The 17,362-nt window shown below is 65.7% G+C and carries 20 protein-coding genes and 1 tRNA gene; 8 read left to right on the forward strand and 13 right to left on the reverse strand.

The features are described 5' to 3' along the window. Positions 1-261: 261 nt before the first annotated feature. Both AB0J58_RS37220 and AB0J58_RS37225 read right to left on the reverse strand, forming a co-directional pair. Complete coding sequence (locus tag AB0J58_RS37220; RefSeq protein WP_364224703.1) at positions 262-1,149, reverse strand: polysaccharide deacetylase family protein; 888 nt, start codon at positions 1,147-1,149, stop codon at positions 262-264. Between the two features lie 41 nt (positions 1,150-1,190). Then, positions 1,191-1,571: a MerR family transcriptional regulator gene (locus AB0J58_RS37225; RefSeq protein ID WP_364224705.1), complete on the reverse strand. Its 381-nt coding sequence runs from the start codon at positions 1,569-1,571 to the stop codon at positions 1,191-1,193. A 112-nt stretch (positions 1,572-1,683) separates the two neighbouring features. On the opposite strand from AB0J58_RS37225, the gene AB0J58_RS37230 reads away from it, so the two are divergent. Then, positions 1,684-2,553 (forward strand): NAD(P)-binding domain-containing protein, encoded by an 870-nt coding sequence (locus AB0J58_RS37230; protein WP_364224707.1) that lies wholly within the window; start codon positions 1,684-1,686, stop codon positions 2,551-2,553. 61 nt (positions 2,554-2,614) lie between these two features. Beyond that, complete coding sequence (locus AB0J58_RS37235; RefSeq protein ID WP_364224709.1) at positions 2,615-3,046, forward strand: PPOX class F420-dependent oxidoreductase; 432 nt, start codon at positions 2,615-2,617, stop codon at positions 3,044-3,046. 288 nt (positions 3,047-3,334) lie between these two features. On the opposite strand, the gene AB0J58_RS37240 is transcribed toward AB0J58_RS37235, so the two are convergent. Next, positions 3,335-4,369 (reverse strand): D-alanyl-D-alanine carboxypeptidase family protein, encoded by a 1,035-nt coding sequence (locus tag AB0J58_RS37240; RefSeq protein ID WP_364224711.1) that lies wholly within the window; start codon positions 4,367-4,369, stop codon positions 3,335-3,337. Between the two features lie 1,640 nt (positions 4,370-6,009). Between AB0J58_RS37240 and AB0J58_RS37245 the strand changes: the two genes are divergently transcribed. The 3 genes from AB0J58_RS37245 to AB0J58_RS37255 all read left to right on the forward strand — a co-directional run bounded on the left by AB0J58_RS37245 (position 6,010) and on the right by AB0J58_RS37255 (position 7,524). Further along, a tRNA-Arg gene (locus AB0J58_RS37245) sits at positions 6,010-6,082 on the forward strand. Positions 6,083-6,332: 250 nt separating this feature from the next. After that, positions 6,333-6,986, forward strand: a complete 654-nt coding sequence (locus tag AB0J58_RS37250) for an HAD family hydrolase (RefSeq protein WP_364224713.1) — start codon at positions 6,333-6,335, stop codon at positions 6,984-6,986. Between the two features lie 61 nt (positions 6,987-7,047). Then, positions 7,048-7,524, forward strand: a complete 477-nt coding sequence (locus AB0J58_RS37255; protein WP_364224715.1) for an NUDIX domain-containing protein — start codon at positions 7,048-7,050, stop codon at positions 7,522-7,524. Positions 7,525-7,721: 197 nt separating this feature from the next. Here AB0J58_RS37255 and AB0J58_RS37260 read toward each other — a convergent pair whose 3' ends face one another. From AB0J58_RS37260 to AB0J58_RS37305, 10 genes are all read right to left on the reverse strand, one after another. Then, entirely contained in the window at positions 7,722-8,255 is a 534-nt protein-coding gene (locus AB0J58_RS37260; RefSeq protein ID WP_364224717.1) for a hypothetical protein, read from the reverse strand. 71 nt (positions 8,256-8,326) lie between these two features. After that, positions 8,327-9,280 (reverse strand): hypothetical protein, encoded by a 954-nt coding sequence (locus tag AB0J58_RS37265; RefSeq protein ID WP_364224719.1) that lies wholly within the window; start codon positions 9,278-9,280, stop codon positions 8,327-8,329. A gap of 187 nt (positions 9,281-9,467) precedes the next feature. Next, entirely contained in the window at positions 9,468-10,835 is a 1,368-nt protein-coding gene (locus AB0J58_RS37270; protein WP_364224721.1) for a tyrosine-type recombinase/integrase, read from the reverse strand. Continuing rightward, positions 10,832-11,026, reverse strand: coding sequence for a helix-turn-helix domain-containing protein (locus AB0J58_RS37275; RefSeq protein ID WP_326645039.1), 195 nt, complete (start codon positions 11,024-11,026; stop codon positions 10,832-10,834). Before AB0J58_RS37275 ends, AB0J58_RS37270 begins: the two co-directional genes overlap by 4 nt. Further along, on the reverse strand, positions 11,013-12,401 hold the full coding sequence (locus tag AB0J58_RS37280) for a replication initiator (protein WP_364224723.1): 1,389 nt from the start codon (positions 12,399-12,401) through the stop codon (positions 11,013-11,015). Before AB0J58_RS37280 ends, AB0J58_RS37275 begins: the two co-directional genes overlap by 14 nt. A 103-nt stretch (positions 12,402-12,504) precedes the next feature. Then, the gene (locus AB0J58_RS37285) at positions 12,505-12,636 is read right to left on the reverse strand and encodes a hypothetical protein (RefSeq protein WP_364224725.1); all 132 of its coding nucleotides are present in this window, start codon (positions 12,634-12,636) and stop codon (positions 12,505-12,507) included. Further along, the gene (locus AB0J58_RS37290) at positions 12,633-12,809 is read right to left on the reverse strand and encodes a hypothetical protein (protein ID WP_355551181.1); all 177 of its coding nucleotides are present in this window, start codon (positions 12,807-12,809) and stop codon (positions 12,633-12,635) included. The genes AB0J58_RS37285 and AB0J58_RS37290 overlap by 4 nt, the downstream gene beginning before the upstream one ends. Positions 12,810-12,827: 18 nt before the next feature. Then, on the reverse strand, positions 12,828-13,520 hold the full coding sequence (locus AB0J58_RS37295) for a DUF2637 domain-containing protein (RefSeq protein WP_364224727.1): 693 nt from the start codon (positions 13,518-13,520) through the stop codon (positions 12,828-12,830). 27 nt (positions 13,521-13,547) lie between these two features. After that, positions 13,548-14,924, reverse strand: a complete 1,377-nt coding sequence (locus AB0J58_RS37300; protein ID WP_364224729.1) for an FtsK/SpoIIIE domain-containing protein — start codon at positions 14,922-14,924, stop codon at positions 13,548-13,550. Further along, positions 14,921-15,274 carry a hypothetical protein gene (locus tag AB0J58_RS37305; protein WP_364224731.1) on the reverse strand — a complete coding sequence of 118 codons (354 nt, stop codon included), beginning with the start codon at positions 15,272-15,274 and terminating at the stop codon, positions 14,921-14,923. Before AB0J58_RS37305 ends, AB0J58_RS37300 begins: the two co-directional genes overlap by 4 nt. Positions 15,275-15,464: 190 nt before the next feature. Here AB0J58_RS37305 and AB0J58_RS37310 point away from each other — a divergent pair, with 190 nt between their 5' ends. The 3 genes from AB0J58_RS37310 to AB0J58_RS37320 all read left to right on the forward strand — a co-directional run bounded on the left by AB0J58_RS37310 (position 15,465) and on the right by AB0J58_RS37320 (position 17,270). Next, positions 15,465-15,830, forward strand: coding sequence for a winged helix-turn-helix domain-containing protein (locus tag AB0J58_RS37310; protein ID WP_364224733.1), 366 nt, complete (start codon positions 15,465-15,467; stop codon positions 15,828-15,830). Positions 15,831-16,395: 565 nt separating this feature from the next. After that, positions 16,396-17,148: an AAA family ATPase gene (locus AB0J58_RS37315; protein ID WP_364224735.1), complete on the forward strand. Its 753-nt coding sequence runs from the start codon at positions 16,396-16,398 to the stop codon at positions 17,146-17,148. Beyond that, positions 17,145-17,270: a hypothetical protein gene (locus AB0J58_RS37320; protein WP_364224737.1), complete on the forward strand. Its 126-nt coding sequence runs from the start codon at positions 17,145-17,147 to the stop codon at positions 17,268-17,270. The genes AB0J58_RS37315 and AB0J58_RS37320 overlap by 4 nt, the downstream gene beginning before the upstream one ends. Positions 17,271-17,362: the final 92 nt, after the last annotated feature.

Genomic DNA, 17,362 nt, shown 5'->3' on the forward strand with positions numbered 1-17,362 from the left:
TGCGGCCTCCACGAGGGACGATTCGTGCGGCGACGCCCGGAGGCCATCGCGACCGCGGCTCCCACGCCGGCCGCTTCACCGGTCACGGCCAAACGGAGAGTGACGGATGCGGCGGCTTACTCGGGGTCCACGCCAAGCCGTGATCAACAAGTGGCGCCGGTTCTCACGAACATTCGCCCCAGAACGCCCGTTCTCGCGAACGTGGCCATGAGTGCCCACGACGGCCGGCTGTCCAGCGTCGCCCCTCGTCGAGCGGAAAACCTACCGGGGGGCGCTGGACCATGCCTGTTGGACGGTCCGGTAGTCGATCACGGCGATGCCCTCCTGCTGGAGGAGTTCGTGAGCCTCCGGCGAGGTCAGGAACTCGTAGTCGGTTCGGCGTACGCGCCAGCCGCCGTCGATCGCCTGCGACTCCTCGCGGCCGACGCTGGGATGCACCGCCCATTCGCTGAGCCCGGTCGGCAGTTCGCGCAGCAGCTGGGCGTATCGGGCCGGCTTACCCTCGATGCTGAGGGAGAAGCTGTCCAGGAACTCGTTGTCGGTGACCGGCAGGCCCCGCTGTCGCATCTTCCGACGTCCGGGTTCGAGCCAGACCCGCACCGCCAGGCCGTACTCCGCGGCCAGCGCCACGGTCAGGTCGAGGATGTCGTCGCGTCCGCCGTCGGCCAGGCAGTGGAAGTCCAGATGCGTCGGTGTGAGCCCGGCGTCGGCCACCGCGTCGATCTGTGCGCGGAACTCAAGCTCTACCTCGTCGAGGCGGGCCTGGGCGAGGAACTCGGAACGCCCCGCGGGTGTGGATGTGAACAGTTCGCCCTCGTCGTCGAGCAGCGAGGGCACTCTCTCCTTCGCGGTCAGCGGCCCCCACCGGTAGTGGGCCGTGTCACAGACCAGCGTGAGGTGGATCCCGAACGGGATCTCCGGCCGCCCGCGAAGCAGGCGCATGGCGTGCGGCGCCGATGGACAGGGCGCCATCAGGCTGCACAAACCGGCGATGCCCTGCTCGATCGAGTCGATCACCGCGGCGTTGATCGCGTCGTACATCCCGAAGTCGTCGCAGTTGACGATGAGCACCCGGGCGTCGGGAGGGAACCCCAGCAGTTCGCTCGACTGCACCAAGGGCGCGGCGGGCTCGAAGGCATGTCCGTCCATGCCCGAAGTGTGAACCGCCGGCGAGAGATTGCGCGCGGGAATTAGCCGCATCCCCGATAGTGCCGTGACACACGCCGTTCGGTGGCGTCGATGTAGTCGTGGAGGGCCTGGCGGGAGCGGATGAGCGTGTCGATGTGTTCGTCCAGCCCATGCAGGCGTGCTCGCAGGACGGCCAGGAGTTCGGGGCAGGATTCGAGGTCGGGGGCCGCGCCGGTGGCACAGGGCAACATGAACCCGATTTCCTGGGTCGACAGTCCGGCTTCGAGCAGCCTCCTGATCTGAGTCACGGTCAGGACGGCATCGTCGGTGTACTCGCGATAGCCGTTGGCGCCGCGGCCGGGCTCAAGCAAGCCCTGGGCCTCGTAGTAACGCAGCTGATGCGTGTGGACTCCGGTCCGCCGGCTCAGCTCCCCGATCAGCATGCTCACTCCTCCTTGACCTTCATATCGGCGTGAACGTTGATGATTCTGCCATGACCACCAACCCACCCCGAGGGAGCACATGATGCGGAATCGCGATGCCGGCCAGACTCCCGTGACGGTCATAGGCCTGGGTCTGATGGGCCAGGCGCTGGCCGGAGCGTTCCTGCGCGACGGGTACCCCACGACCGTGTGGAACCGCACGGCGGCGAAGGCCGAACAACTTGTCGCCCAGGGCGCGAGGCTCGCCGACTCGGCCGGCGACGCCGTCGCGGCCAGCCCGCTCGTGGTCGTCTGCGTCTCGGACTATGGCGCTGTGCACGAGCTCCTCGATCCGCTGGGCGAGGTTCTCGACGGTCGGGTCCTGGTGAACCTGACCTCGGGCACATCACGGGTTGCCCGTGAGACCGCCGAGTGGGCGGCGCGGCGGGGCGCCGCCTACCTCGACGGCGCGATCATGGCCATCCCTCCGGCCATCGGCACAGCGGACGCCGTCATCCTCTACAGCGGGCCACGGTCGGCCTTCGACCTGTACGAGCCGGTCCTGAGGAGCCTCGGCGCGGGAACGACGTACCTCGATGGCGACCACGGCCTGTCGTCGCTGTATGACGTGGCCGTACTGAGCTTGATGTGGAACATTCTGAACGGCTTCCTGCAGGGTGCCGCCTTGCTTGGCGCCGCGGGCGTGGACGCCGCAACGTTCGCCCCGATCGCGAAGATGGGGATCGGGACCGTGGCCGACTGGGTGTCCGGCTACGCGCAGCAGATCGACGACGGCACGTACCCGGCCCTTGATTCCACCATTGACACTCACCTGGCCGCGATGGAGCACCTCATCCACGAGAGCGAGTTCCTCGGTGTCGATGCCGAACTTCCGAGGTTCGTCAAGGCCCTGACCGACCGGGCCGTGGCTGACGGGCACAGTGGCAACGGCTACGCAGCGATGATCGAGCAGTTCCGCAAGCCCTCAGGGGTGCGACCATGACCGGCCGTCGGCCCGGCATCGCCGGGAATAGCCGGCATCCGATCGCGACTTGGCAGGGGACATGACCGCCACACCATTCAACCCACGCACGCTGCTCGCGGAAAGTCGACTCGGTGTGCTCGCGACGATCAAGTCGGACGGCCGCCCCCAGCTTTCCCCCGTCATGCCCTTCTACGACCAGGAGGCCGACCTCATCTACGTTTCGATGACCGAGGGACGAGCCAAGACGACGAATCTGCGTCGGGACTCACGAGCCACACTGGAGGTCACCAGCCCCGACGGCTGGGCATGGGCCACCGCCGAGGGCACGGCGACACTCACCGGACCGGGAACCGACCCCCACGGTCCCGAGGTCGAGACACTGGTGGACTACTACCGCATCGCCGCCGGGGAGCACCCGGACTGGGACGAGTATCGGTCGGTGATGGTGTCCGACCGTAGGGTGCTTATGGCAATGACGGTCGACCACGTGTACGGCGCCAAGATCCGCTGACAACGCTCCGAAGAGCTTCGTATGTCCAGGTCCGCGCCGGCGACGGCGAGCAAGCCGTGCGGCTGCCGCGGACATGATCACCGTGGTGCGCGCGCTGCCAGGCGAGCCTCACCAGCGCGCGGCCCGGCGAAAAGCCCTCACCCACCCTCGCTGCGCTTTTGACCTCCCCGCACCGTACGAGACCCGTACCGCTGAGTGGACCCACGCCCACACTCGCCGCGTACGATGTCGCGCTCCCCAACCGTGACCAGATCCGGATGTTCGTACGCCACTTCCCTGGCCGGGCTCTTACAACAGGGAGCCGAGCTTGGGGTCGTACTCCCAGTGCCAGGGTTCGAAGGGGCTGACGTAGGCCCACTGGGGGTGGATCCAGCCGAACCTCTTGCCGTTGGCCTCCACCCAGTTGAACTCGGCCGAGCGGAAGCGCTCGACGCCCCCGCACAGGTCGACCGCGAGCCCCAGGCCGTGGTTGCTCCGCCCGGGAACCGCGGCGAAACCGGGGCGGCGGTAGTAGACCGACTGCTGCTCGGCCAGGCTCCGGTAGCTGTCGGTCACGCACATGGGCTTGCCGAACCGCCGCTTGTACGCCTCGTTGAGGCTGATGAACGCGAGCGCGGCGTCACCGCGCAGCTGGTTGCCCGGCTGCTGGAGCGGGCAGAGGTACGCCTGCGGGATGAGCCCGTTGGGAAAGTCGCCCATCGAGGTCGCCCTGGTCGGGTCGCACCCGGCCGCCGGCTGCCCGTTCTTGTTGATCTTGACGCCCAGCTTCACCAGCGCCTTGGTCAGGGACTGCACGATCTTCTGCGAGCGCGCCCTGAGCGTCTCGATCTCGGCGCCCATCTGCGCCTCCGCGAGGAGGTTGGTCGCCCGGAGCTCCTGGGCCTCGCCCGCCAGCCGCTCCCGCTCCAGTTGCAGGCGGCTGCTGTCCTTGAGGATCAGGTCCCGCTCGGCGACGAGGTGGGTGACACCGGCCATGGCACGCAGGGTGTCCGCGCTGGACTCGCCGGACAGGAAACCGGACACGTCCCCGCCGAGAGGCTGCTGGTAGAGGAACCCGACCAGGTCCGAGAGCGGCTGCCGTACCTGGTCGAAGGCCCTCTCGGCGACCTGCAGCTCCCTCAGCTTGGCGGTGAGCTGCTTCTCCGACTCACGGATCTGGGTCCGTCGCTGCTCCAGCGCCTTGGTCGCGGCCTCAAGATCCTTTGTCGCCTTCTCCGCCTCGCGACGCAGTTCTGTGAGATTCACCGGCTCGGCGACGACGACGGTCTGAACCTCCGTCGGCACCCGCTGCGCGACAGCGGCCCCCGGCAGGAGGGAAAGCATCGTCGCGACGACGGCGATCAGACCCGCTGATCGACGAGGTGGCACGTTCGACCCCTCCGTTTGCGAACTCGTGACCTGGGTCAGGCACGCACGCTACTACAGCTGGCCAACTACCCGGGCCAGACCTCCACAGCCGCTATGCGCCGAACACCCCTTTTTGCGACCGGACAAGTCAGACTTCTTGCCGCGCGTGCTCCTTACAGACCTGCCAGAGCCACGTCCTTCGCCACTCCGTCGGACAGCCGTCCCAGGGCTCCCTTTGGGGCCCAGGCTCCACAGGCGGCCGCGACGCGGCCCTCCGCGGCCCTCTGGGGACCCTCAGAGGTACGACCACGTCCGGCTCGTCCATGCTGTCCACCCCACCCCGTCGGCTTGATCCACCCGAGCGGTCCGGCCCACCCGTGCGGCCCGGTTGGCCCACTCCACCTGGCAGGCCCGGCCGTCCCGATTGACCCAGTTGGTTTGGTTGACCCAGTTGGTTCGACTGACTTGGTTGGTTCAACTGGCCGGGCTGGTTCGGCTGACCGGGTTGGTTCAACTGGCCGAGTTGGCTTACCCCTCCCGCTTCGCCCGTCCCGCCGAGCCGGCCCGGCTCATCCCGCCCACCCACCGAGCGTCCGGCTCCCGACTCCGCGGCGACCAGCATCCACCCCCCGTACACCCGCTCCGGCCGCAGAGGTGGGGGCACCAGCCTCGGCCCGAACAGCCCGCTCCGCACAGCCCCGACCGCGACCGGCACCACGGCCACCGCATCCCCCGTCGCCCCCTCGTCCCGCAGCCTCGCCCTCTCCCTCGCCACTCCCGCCCCCGGCTCCCCTCCGTCCAGGAGCCCAGCGCCTTCCCTCGCCGTTCCCGCATCCAGCAGTCCCGCTCCCTGCACTTCCCTGTCCGGTAGCTCCGCTCTCCGCACTTCGCTGTCCGGTAGCTCTGCTCCCCCACCCAGCGGCCCCGCACCCTCTCCCGCCACCTCCCCGCCCAGCGGCCCCGCACCTTCTCCCACCGCTCCCACGCCTAACAGCCCCGCATCCTCTCCCGCCGCTCCCCCAGCCAGCAGCCCCGCATCCGCCTCCGAGACCCCCTCGTTCAGTAGCCCCGCATCCGCCTCAGAGATTTCCCCGTTCGGTGACCCCGCGTCCTCCCCCATCCGGAGCCCCGAATCATCCCCAGTCCTCATCCGAGGCTCCGTACCGCTTCCAGCTCCCACCTGAGACGCCCCAGCACCACCGTCTCCCACCCGGGACATCGCGCCGTTCCAGGCACCCTCCCGGGATCCCTGCCGTCCCCCGCGCCCCTCCCCGCCCCCCGCTTTCCCTGCCGCCTCGGGCCCCGTACCGGCGTCGGCCATCCGGACGGCCGCCTCGTAGCCCGTGAGTTCGGCCACCAGCAACCCCCCGGCCAGAAGCGCGGGCGCCAGCATCGCGCCGCACAGCACCGCCGGCCGCAGCGCCCGGCGCCCGCGGATACGCTTCCGTCTCCTGTCAATCACGGAGCGTGACGCTAACCCCGTCCAACCTCGCACACCCGCCCACTTGCCGCCCTTTTACTCCAGCTCAGCGAACCGATAACCCGCTGTCCGCCCCGAACTCCCCCTCCAAGCGCGCAACCACTCGCCACTTTCGCTACTCTTACTAGGAGCCCCTGCCTCCGTAGCTCAGGGGATAGAGCACCGCTCTCCTAAAGCGGGTGTCGCATGTTCGAATCATGCCGGGGGCACTCTTCTTACCAGCGATCATGCCTTTGAACTGGGCGTTTACTTCCGGCCACCATCCAGCTCTGTGCAGCCGTGTGCCACCGTGGGCAGCCGTATGTCAGCGGCTGTGGGATATACGTGGGATGGATCTTGGCGCGTTTCCGCAGATCACCCCTCGCCGGAGCGGATCAGAGCCGGGCGATCCCACAGGGCCGGACAGCGGCCGGGACGTGGATCGGCAGCGTGGAACCAGCCCGCTTAGGATCGAACATCATGCAGCGACTGGCGCTCTTCGACCTGGACAACACCCTTATAGATCTCGACGGCGCGTTTCGGATCTGGGCTGAGGAGTTCGCCGAGAAGCGCGCCCTGGGGCGCGAGGCGGTTGATTGGCTGATCGCTCTAGATGGGGAGGGCCTCCCTCACCGTGAGGCATTCTTCGCCATGGTGCGCGAGCGCTTCGCCCTTCCTGATCCGGCCGAGGAGCTGTGGGCCGGCTACCGCGGACGCATGCCGTACCTAGTCCACTGCCGCCCAGAAGTGCTGGCAGGACTGTCCGACCTCCGTGCGGCGGGATGGCTGGTGGGGATCGTCACCAACGGGACGGCGGACAACCAGCTCGGCAAGATCCAGCGGACGGGCTTGGCCGAGGCCGTCGACGCCTATGCGCTCTCAGGCATCGAGGGCATCCGTAAGCCCCACACGGGTCTGTTCGAGATCGCCGCCAGGCGATGCGGCGTAAGTCTCCTCGATGGCGGGTGGATGGTCGGCGACCATCCTGTCGCGGACATCGGTGGAGGACACACAGCCGGTCTGCGTACGGTCTGGATCGACCGCGGAACCAGGTTCGAACACGAGCATTCCCCGGACCACGTGGTCACCGACGTGACCTACGCGATGGGCATCCTGCGCGATGCCTGCGAATGACTTCACAGGAAAGCCCGCTTCGGGAACACCGGGGCCCAGTGATGCCAGTAGAGTCCAGGCCATGGCCCGCCGGATCGACTTCTATGACGACCCCGCCGCACCCACACCCAACAGCCTGGTCCCATCGGTAAACGTCGTGGTCACCAATGAGGCGGATGAGATCTTGATGATCCGCCGTTCCGATAATGGCAACTGGGCCGTCCCCGGTGGCGCAATCGACCTGGGTGAGTCTCTACCAGAGGCAGCGATCCGCGAGACGTTGGAGGAAACCGGGATCAGGTGTGAGATCACCGACCTGGTCGGCACATACACTGACCCAAAACACGTCATCCTATACACCAGCGATGGCGAAGCCCGTCAGGAATTCTCCATTGTGCTCACCGGCTGTGCCGTTGAGGGCGAGCCGATCCCAAGCGACGAGTCCCGAGAAGTGCGTTGGGTGCCGCGCGAAGAAGTCGAGATGCTGATGATGGATCGATCAATGCGTCTACGGATCGACCACTTCCTCGAAGACGCTGGCAAGCCGTACATAGGCTGAGGCTCTGTCTCGTACTCCAGTTACCACTGTTCGCCAGAAACAGGTGAGGTCTAGACGCGTCAGCTGGCGGAATCGACAGGAGGCGAACACTCGCGCCATCCACCGCCTTACTCGAAGCCCCACCTCGTCCGACATTAAGTTCTCAGGCACCCACCAAAAAGCGACACTATCGCTCTAGAAAATATTCAATTATCTCATTATTTGGCCATAACCTTATAAGCAGATCTAATCCGCCGAATCACCATTAAAAGCGTCAAAATTAAATGAATGAACAATGTGGAAAACAAGCCCGCCAAGCCTGGATTGAGCCCTTTCTCCAACATTTCAGGCTCCACAAATGCCACCGGAACAACAAGGAGCAATGTAATTATTAGCCCCACTGCACATGAATACGATACATTCGCACGGAGCTCGTCAATCAGCACTGGCAACCTATCCCCGGATCCATAGCGGGAATCGTCGGATACCTTCACTCCTACACTAAATACATGCACCAGCAGGCCGAACAGAAACCCCGTAAGGATGGCGACTCCACCTAGGAGAACATCGCTTACGTAAAGTTTTAAATCTGCGATCCAGCAGGATATTCCAACGAGCGCAGGAAAGACATAAAATAAGGTTATGTCGGTCCAGCTAGTGTAACTCCTACCGCCGGGGCCAAACTCGTAGAGGGTATTGAAGTGGTCCCTAATAAGGTCACGGATACCAAGACGGCCGAAGTAACGTTGCATACGGGGACTCACCGGGCAGGCACCTCCGGTCAGCCGCTCACTGAGCAGCTAAGGCGGCTTCCTTCTCTTGTCTACTGAAGAGTACTGCCCAGGTCCGACAAAATTTTACTGGCGTGATCCAGGAACTCCTCCCATAAAGCATCATCAACCAGGTCTTTCTCAAGATCGTATATGAACTGAGGTAACCGCCCTCTCTCTATGACGATTGTTCGCTTAGCGTCATCATGACCAACCTGCATCTCGACACGCTCGTGGTCGAAATGCTCTTCATCACGAGGTCTCAGCTCTTCGGGCCGCGGAACCTCCCGAATCACTACGCCACCGTGGTCACCCTCCGCCCGTTCGCTCCTCTCCGCCATCTGCGCCAAAACCGAGCGAAATACCTTTCCCACACGCCGTGCGACACCGCCACTAACTGTCATCCGGAGATCCCCCGCGCTACGCCGTTCGGGTGCGAGATCCTCAATTCTAGTGGAGCGGTAGATGTACGAAATTTCATACGTTTGAGCAGAGTCAAGAAACTTCTGCCACGCTTTTGGATCAATGAATGGCAAGACGTCGAACCGAATGTTCTGTCGAGTGCCGATTGGCTTTAGAATGTTCCTCTCGATTATATTTTTGAGATGACGCGCTCCTCTGCGCTCACAAAAAAGAAGGCCCGTTCGTTCCCCTGCCGGAGCAATCAGCATTGCTCTTAGGTCGACCATGGTTGCATCGCGAATGCCATAGCGGCGGCTATTGCCGGAATCGACATTGGTCAGATTTCCAGTGGTACCATATGGGCCTGCCGACCCCCAGATCTCAAGCACTCTTCCCGAGCGACGAAATCTCTGTATGTTAAATGCCTGCTCATAACGCTCATCGGCCTGAGGACTTGACTCACCACTGAGGTCCTTCAAGATCAGCTCTACGGCGTGGAGAACGTCGGTACCGTTACCGTTGAGATCATCGAGAGGACGAGTCTCGTCCTTCCGCCTTAGAACGTGCGCCGTGATCTCATAAACGACATAACCGACCTTAGCCATACATCTCCCCCTACAACACCATCGGCGCATTCACCGCCTAGAGCTATATCATACTTTCTTCATAGATGCACCTCACGCCTGTCGCGAGGATCGAGAACACGCCAAAACAACAAGAATCGTATAAATTGTCCAGAAACATCGTCCTTTCGCTTTAGAGACGAACCACCTCCCACCGGACGAGAAAAGATCACTCGTTCAGAGCGCTGCTGATCTTTCCGTTCATCCGGTCCTGTTGGCCCTCCATGCACTTGGCGTACACCCGGTGGAGGACCTCCACGCTGTGCCCGGCTCGCTTGGCCACCTCGGTAGCCGGTACGCCAGCGTTGAGCCAGAGGGACAGGGCAGCGTGTCGCAAGTCGTAGGGTCGGGCGGCGAGCGGTGACCTCACCTGCTCATCGGTGAAGACGAGCGCTCGCGCTTCCTGCCAGACGTAGGAGCATGCCGAGCTGGAGTAGGAACCTCCCTTGGTCGTTCGGAAGAGCCGGCCGTCCTCCTCGGTGCCGTAGGCATTGATGTGCTCACGGAGTATGGCGACCAGGACAGGCGGGATGGGGATCTCCCTGGTTTCCTTCTTCGCCCGGTGCTTGAGGCTGCGCGACTCGTGAGTCTCCCCCGAGTTGGTCCATCGCTTGTTCGCCTGCGGTCGCGCCCTCTCCAGGATGATCTGACCCCATCCCACTTCGGGCAGGGTGCAGTTCTTCAGACGAAGGTCTGCCGCCTCCTCCGGTCGCAGACCCGCGTAGTAGATGCAAGCGAACAGGGCTCTGAGTCGAACTCCCCGAGTGCGGCCGACCTTGGGCACAGCGGCCAGGAGCTGCTTCGCCTGAGCCGGATTGATCACCGTGCGGGGGTCGACTACGTTGACGGCCTTGGGCGGCTTCCACTTGATCTCATGCAGTGGATTGGTCGTGAACACCTTCTGTTCCACCGCCAGCTCCAGGAGGTGATGAAGGATGGCCCGCTTCCGCCGTACCGTGTTGGCTGCGGCTTCCTTGCCGTCGAAAGTGACCGAGATGACGTCGAGCGCGATCCGGACAACACGCGCCTCCTGGAGATCCGCCAGCGGAAGGGATGCCTTCTCCAGCCAGCGCAGCGCCACGGTCTGTACACGGGTCAGCGTCTCCCGCCGGTCTTCCGGAAGCAGCACGTGGTTACGTAGCACCTGCCGCAACTCGTCGTCCTCCGGTCGATCCGGAACATCGGCCACCAGCGCCGGGATCAGCGACAACAGCGCGTACGCCTCAGTTTCCCGAGTTCGAGGAGCCGTCCTGCACCACCGGCTGACCACGTACGACTGCGCGAACTGCATGAAAGATGGTCCCGAAGGCTCAGAAGCTGCCAGCATCGAGAGCGGCAATCCGGTGGCGACGTCGAACGCCTCCCCCTTCCTTGCCGCCTGACGAAGGTCGGACAGGAAGTTCTCGGCCAGCGCCTTGGTCCGGAAGGTCTTGGATCGTGACTTGGTGCCGGCCTTCCACCGTGCTTCGAAGGACGGCGCCTTGCTGGACTGATTCCGGCGGACTTCCCAGATGCGTACTTCGTAGGTGAGGGTCACGACGCCTCCCGCAGCGAGTCGAGCCACGCTTCGAGGTCGCTGCGCCGGACACGCAGCTCGTCATTGGGGTACTGGATGCAGACCGGTGCCTTGCCGAGTTCCCGCCACCGGTAGAAGGTGCGGCGGGAGATTCCGTTCAGCACGGTAAGCACTTCGGGCACGGTGAGGAGTCGGTCATCAGGCCGAGGCATCGCGTACCTCCCCGAGCACCGGAGGCAGGGGCAAGGGTCTCCCCGTCAGTGCGGCAGTGAGGAGAGCGTCTCCGATCGACAGACCTTGTCCGGCGTACTCCCACTCGGCGATCACGAGGACGGTGTCCTCGTCGAAGAGCGGCAGTCGACCAGTGGTGATCGCTTCCCCGCGCATGTACTCGGTGCGTTCCTGGCGGATGTCGCCGAGGGTGGTGGAGTAGCGACGGCTCTTGGTGGAGAAGTGGCCGCGGAAGCCCAGCATGTGAGCCCATTTGATGAGCCGGAATTCGGTCAGTCCGTCGAGGGCGCCCAGGCGCAGGCATTCGGCGATGAGCCGCCGGGCGTGGTCGCGGATCGGCAGGGCGGTCAGATCGTCGAGGGGGTTGATGCGCCGGTCCAGGGTGCCGACGCACTCGGCGGCTTTGGTGGCGTACTTGGCGATGTAGGCGGCTACGGCCTGCTCGGTGAGGTCACCGGTCACGGTGATCTCACGAACGTCGAGTTGGGCGCCCCACTGGAAGGCCCGCGCGGGTTCGTCGGGCACCGTGGGGACGGTGACCGCGACGGCGGAGGCCGCATGCTGTACGGCATCGGTCAGCAGGTCGGCTGTCGCCCAGGCCGGTGGAGGGGTAGCCGGCCCTTCGGGGCCGTCGATGCGGATGACCGCGTGGAAGTGGACGACGCCGCGCCGCTGGTACTCGGCGACCTTGGCGAAGGAGATCACGGCCTGTTCGCGTAGCTCCCGCTGGGTCAGCCCGGCGTTCTTGGCGACGCGTCGGCGTAGAGCTTCGGTGAGGCGCCGCCACAACTCCGGAGACATCGCGTTGAACAGCACGCTTCCCGCGTAGTCGTAGCAGTCCGGGCAGAGCGGTTCACCGAGGCGACTTTCGTCGGCCCCGTGTCGAGCGGTGCAGGACATGACCCGTCCGTGCGGGCAGGTGGCCGCATCGCGTCGAGCGTGACAGGGCAGGACGGTGCCGTTCTTCTCTCGCCGGGTGTGGACGGTGCCGAAAGAGGGAGCGGTGAGGGTGACGAACAGGCAGGGGTGCGCGCTGACCGTCTCCGGGACGCCCTTGCCACCGACCAGACCCGCGCGGATGAGGTGGTAGGTGTCGGCCCGGTAGGTCTCGGCACAGGCCGGACAGCGGGAGGCGCGCCGGGTCTTGCAGGGGAGGCGAAGGATGCCGTCCGGTTCGGTCGCGGTGGTGTAACTGTGCAGGCGCTGGCCGGTGGCGGGGTCGAGGTGGTGGACGTGGCCGCGAAGGTGGATGGGCTGTCGGCAGCCGCCGGTCCGGCGGATCTGGGAGGCCCAGCGGGCGTATTGGGGGTCGTGGAGCCGGGTGATCATCCCGGCTACCGCGTGGGTGCTTGGCATGATGGGGGTGTCCCTTCCGGGCTTTTCGGGGTTCGGTGCGGGATGGCCCCCGACGTGGCGGACGTCTTGGCGGATGTGTGGTCACGCCGGGGGCGCCAAGGACTCAGGCGAAGCCGAGGCCCTCGCAGTGCTCGCAGGTCTCCGAGTAGCTGTCGACACCGGTCCCGCCGCAGTGGCAGCACAGCCAGCGCTTGGGCGCGATGTCGACGAGCGGGGCGTCTTGGTTGCCGGTCACGTGATCCACCTCCTTTCGGGGCGCTTGGGGGCGGTATCGAGGAACACACGCCAGGTGTGTGGCCGCTCATGCAGCGGCAGGATCTGCGAGACCGAGCCGATGGGGAGGATCGTGCGGATCTTGTTGGCGGCGTGGACGATTTCGGCATAGGTGCCGTCGATGCGGATGCGCATGGGGGTTCTCCTTGGTGTTCAGGCGGGGGTGGGGCTGTCGCGCAGGGTGCGCAGCAGGTCGGAGGCGAGCTGACTGGACACCCCGAGTCGGGTGCGCAGGGCGTCGCGGGTGATGGGTCTGCCGTACCGGGCGTGGTGTTCGTCGGCGACGCGGCGCGCGTAGTCGAGGAGCTCACTCGTTGGCCCGGAGCCGTTCCCGGTGCCGTTCCGACTCGGTACGGCGGGATCGGGCGATAGGACGAGCGCGGCAGGTTCGGCCGGGGTCTGTAGTACGACGTCCGGGACGGGAACGGGTGCCGGGGACGGTTCGGAACGAGGGTCGGAGGCGCGGCGCTCCAGCATGGAGACCGCGATCAGGAACGCTCCCGCCGGGGTCGCGGCGGTGATCCACCCCCAGGCCGACGGTTCGGCTTGGGCGAGGTTCGCGGCCAGGGACAGGGCGATCCCGCCGACGAGGACGAGGGTCGGCCAGGAGATCCAGCCCTGTCGTTCCCGTCCGTTCTTCTTGTCGCGCTGTCGTTCTCGCGCGGCCATGACACAGGTGAGATCGACGCAGACGGCCACGGCCCAGGCCATCCACCCGGACTGTCCGTGTTCGGTGGCGGTGTCGCGGATGTGGGTGAAGCTGCCGGCCCCGGCGATCGCGGCGAGGATCAGCACCGGTGCGGAGTCGGCCAGCCGTACGGCCAGACGAGGCGCGGTCGCGGTCACGGTGGTTCTCCCTTCCGAGTCCGGAGGTCAGGCGATGAGTTCGGGGACGTCGTCGACGCCGGGCAGTTCGTGACCGAGGCCGGAGGCGGCGACCTGGTTCCACGAAGGGGTCATTTCGGCGTAGGCGTCCGCGGCTTGCTCTGCGGCGGTGGTGGAGACGTAGCCGGACCGCGCCCGGTACCACCGGCCGTCAGAACCGGTGATCACGGCCACCCCGGGCAGTTCCGGCGCGATGGACCGGGCGGCAACCAGCGCGTCGGGGTCGAGGTCGCCGAGCGTCATCACGGCGGTTTCGGGATCGTTGACCCGGTGGCAGACCCGCCCGCCGATCTGGGCACGCAGCGCGGTCACGCCGGGACCGAGGTCGGAGCCGATCCTTTGGCCGGACAGGATCAGGTGGATGCCGAACGCGCGGCCGAGCTGGGCGATGCGCAGCAGCGCGGTAGCCGTCCGGGTGACCTGATCCTTCTCGGCCTTGTCAGCGGTCAGATACAGCTCAGCGAGTTCGTCGACCAGGACCACGACCGGGATCGGTCGGGAGCTGTCGGGGAGTTGCCAGATGTCGCGCACCCCGTAGCGGCGACAGGCCAGCATCCTCGCACCCATCACCGCGATCAGGTCACTGAGCAGGTCGAGGCATTCGGCACGGGTGGTGGCCAGCGCGGTCAGCCGGGCGGCGTAGGCCGACAGTTCGACGCCGCCTTTGAGATCGAAGCCGACCAGGGCGACCGGTTGCGGGGCCAGGCCGACGATGAGCGCGTTGATCAGGTTGGACTTGCCTGATTGGGTGGCGCCTGCGTTCATCCAGTGCGGGATCAGGCGCAGGTCCATTCGCCAGGCCGCGCCGGTCTCCAGTACCCCGACGATGGGCCGGAGCAGGTCCTCGGCCCGCCAGCCGTCGCGCGGTTCGGTCGGAGGGGAGGCGGGTGCGACGTGGGTTAACGGGTCTTGGGTGATGCCCTGGAGGGTGACGCGGCCAGGCCGGGAGCCGACGACGCGAACGGCCTCGATGCGCCAGGCATGCGCGAGCCGTTCGCAGACCTTGGCGTAGTCGTCGGGCACCTGGCCGTCGAGGAGATGGAAGGTGATGCGGAAGCCGTGCCGTACGGGACGGGGCAGGCCCATCCACGGTTTGGTGTCGACGGCGACCCGCTGGAAGCGCCGCTTGACCTGCACGACGCCGGTCGAGGCGACCAGGCCGGGGACGGTGGTGAACCACCAGCGGTGCCGCTTCTTGGTCAGCCCGCAGCCGGAAGCGACGTGACGCCAGGACCAGCGCAGCCAGACGGCTTTGCGCGGGAAGACCAGGGCGTACCAGTAGGAGGCCGGAGCCCAGTGCCGCCAGGCCAGCAGGACGAGCACGACGGCGAGGACCTTGAATAACGGGTGGTCGAGGGTGATCACAGGTCCGCCCCCATTCCGGCGGAGGTAGAGAGGGAGGCGCCGGCGGGGCGGAAGGAGGCGGCCCGGTAGGCGATGCCCCAGCGTCCGCCCTGCTCCCACACGTAGCCGACCAGGCCGACCGGGACGACCTCCTCACCGGCACCGATCTGCGGTTCGGGCGTGGTGGTGACCTTGACCAGCTCCATCCGGCCGAAGTCGTCTTCGAACAGGAAGGTGAGCTCGTACATGACGTTGCCGTCCTTGTCGCGCTTGATCTCGCCGGTGTCCTTGTTGACCAGGCGGGGCTTGGCGGCCTTGACGCAGGTGATCTGGAGCTTGGTGACGTCGACGGGGATGGGGATGGCGCGCATGATCGTTCCTTTGCTAGCTGGGATGCTTAGAAGACATGGAACACTTGGAATTCTATGTTGTCAATGAGTTCTTCGGCGGCTTGGTTGGCTTCTTTGCGTAGGTGTGCTGAACTGGAAGACGCATCAGATGCGTCCAGATACGTCAAGTGCGTCACAGTTACGAGCGACAACACGAAGCGAGACGAGTGCAATGGTGGAGAAGACCGGCCAGCCGGCCTACTTGCAGATCGTTGACGAGCTGCGCGGCCAGATCCGTACCGGCTCCCTCGCACCCGGCACCGCGCTACCGTCCATCGCCCAACTGGGCGAGCGCTTCGACGTCTCCGCCAGCGTGGTCAAGGCCGCGATCAGTGTGCTGCGCACCGAGGGACTGGTGATCGGCCAGCAGGGCAAGGGCGTGTTCGTCCGCCAACCCCCCGCCCAGACCCTCAGGCCCGAGGCGCCGGATGTGAACGCCGAGATCCTGGACCAGCTTGCCCAGACGCGCCAGAGCGTCAAGGAGCTGGGTGATCGACTCGCCGCTCTGGAGGCGGCAGTCTTCGCAAAGCCGAAGTGATCTCACCGATCCGGCATGCCAACTCGTCCAGCTCTGCCCGAATCGCGGCCAATTCCCAGCTGATCCGCTGCGGGTCGACGTTCACCGGTTCCTCCCTTGCTCTGCGGTGCGTTTCGCCTTTCGGCATGGCTTAAGTTCACCGTGAGCTGGGGGTTTCCGGTATCACACCGATCTAGTTAAGCTTCTTCAGTTCTCCTCAACACCCATTTACACAAGCGTTTTCACATGCACGACCGCACACCGCGCCACCTCCCCGAAGCGTGAAGGCGAAAGTATGCAACTGAAGACGACCCAGCGACCCGGCTGGACCCCCTCCCGCCTGCGGGAACACCGCGAAGCCCACGGCCTCACCCTGGAAGGCGCAGGCGAGCGACTCCGCCAGGCAGCCACCCGCCACGGCCTGAGCGTTCCCGCCGCCAACTTCCAAACGCTGTGGGGACATGAGCAAGGAACCGTGTTCCCCGGCCCGCATTACCGGCGCGCTTACTGCCTGCTCTATGAGGCCACCGAACCCGAACTAGGGTTTCGCCCCCCTCTGCCCGGTGAATCACAGAAAGCGGAAATCGTGATTTCCGATTTGCCCACGCCCTCTGATCCCGCTGTCGACAACGCCGCGGCCCAGGTCATTGAGGAGACGTTCACCAAGGTCTCCGTCGGCGGCATCGAGCCGGGCGACTCTCCGCAAGCGCTGCTTCGTAACCGGGTGGTCGACGCCTGGCGCCGGCGCCACGGCGGAGGCAACCCCAAGCCCATCCTCACCCTGGTCGGTGGGTACGCCGGATCCGGCAAGACCGAGTTCTCTCGCTTCCTGTCCGACATCACCGGCTGGGCGTTCCTGGACAAGGACTCCCTGACCCGCTCCATCGTCGAGCGGCTACTCGTCTCTCTTGGAGGTGACCCCAACGACCGCCACACCGACCTGTATCTCAAGGAGGTCCGCCCCCTGGAGTACCGGTGCCTGATGGAGACCGCGTGGGACAACCTCAACGTCGGTACCTCGGCCATCTTGGCGGCCCCGTTCATCGCCGAACTCAAGGACGAGGCGTGGTTTGCCCGCCTGGAGAACCGGTGCGCGGCCAAGGGGATCGATGTCGCGGCGATCTGGGTCCGCTGCGATCCCGAGTCGATGCGCGAGTACATCGAGTTCCGCGGAGCCGCCCGGGACGCCTGGAAGCTGAGCAACTGGGAGGAGTACGCCGCGAGTCTGAACGTCGAGGCCAGCCCGCCCACCGCCCACGTCACCGTCGACAACCGGCTTGGCGCGGCGATCAGCCTTGCCGACCAGACCCGTGAAGCGCTCAAGCGGATCCTGACGTGAGCCCGCAGGGAATCGTCATCTACGGCCCGCCCGCCAGCGGCAAGGACACCATCACCGCCGCCCTCGCTCGGCTGGATCAGCGGTTCACGTTGCTGCCCAAGCTCAAGGTCGGCACCGGCTGAGCTTCCCCCCATAGCCCGGACACCGGCGGTGTGTCATCAGGCTCCAGGGTCCGGCGGCTGGTGACGCCGCTCGTACTCGTTGGGGCTGAGCA

The organism is Streptosporangium sp. NPDC049644 (assembly GCF_040675205.1).
GTDB lineage: Bacteria > Actinomycetota > Actinomycetes > Streptosporangiales > Streptosporangiaceae > Streptosporangium > Streptosporangium fukuiense.

Bases quoted from the DNA above. Each gene is read 5' to 3' on its own strand.
- AB0J58_RS37220 (WP_364224703.1), bottom strand. From the start codon at position 1,149: ATGGACGGACATGCCTTCGAGCCCGCCGCGCCCTTGGTGCAGTCGAGC.
- AB0J58_RS37225 (WP_364224705.1), bottom strand. From the start codon at position 1,571: ATGCTGATCGGGGAGCTGAGCCGGCGGACCGGAGTCCACACGCATCAG.
- AB0J58_RS37235 (WP_364224709.1), top strand. From the start codon at position 2,615: ATGACCGCCACACCATTCAACCCACGCACGCTGCTCGCGGAAAGTCGA.
- AB0J58_RS37240 (WP_364224711.1), bottom strand. From the start codon at position 4,369: ATGCTTTCCCTCCTGCCGGGGGCCGCTGTCGCGCAGCGGGTGCCGACG.
- AB0J58_RS37250 (WP_364224713.1), top strand. From the start codon at position 6,333: ATGCAGCGACTGGCGCTCTTCGACCTGGACAACACCCTTATAGATCTC.
- AB0J58_RS37255 (WP_364224715.1), top strand. From the start codon at position 7,048: ATGGCCCGCCGGATCGACTTCTATGACGACCCCGCCGCACCCACACCC.
- AB0J58_RS37260 (WP_364224717.1), bottom strand. From the start codon at position 8,255: ATGCAACGTTACTTCGGCCGTCTTGGTATCCGTGACCTTATTAGGGAC.
- AB0J58_RS37265 (WP_364224719.1), bottom strand. From the start codon at position 9,280: ATGGCTAAGGTCGGTTATGTCGTTTATGAGATCACGGCGCACGTTCTA.
- AB0J58_RS37275 (WP_326645039.1), bottom strand. From the start codon at position 11,026: ATGCCTCGGCCTGATGACCGACTCCTCACCGTGCCCGAAGTGCTTACC.
- AB0J58_RS37280 (WP_364224723.1), bottom strand. From the start codon at position 12,401: ATGCCAAGCACCCACGCGGTAGCCGGGATGATCACCCGGCTCCACGAC.
- AB0J58_RS37290 (WP_355551181.1), bottom strand. From the start codon at position 12,809: ATGCGCATCCGCATCGACGGCACCTATGCCGAAATCGTCCACGCCGCC.
- AB0J58_RS37305 (WP_364224731.1), bottom strand. From the start codon at position 15,274: ATGCGCGCCATCCCCATCCCCGTCGACGTCACCAAGCTCCAGATCACC.
- AB0J58_RS37310 (WP_364224733.1), top strand. From the start codon at position 15,465: ATGGTGGAGAAGACCGGCCAGCCGGCCTACTTGCAGATCGTTGACGAG.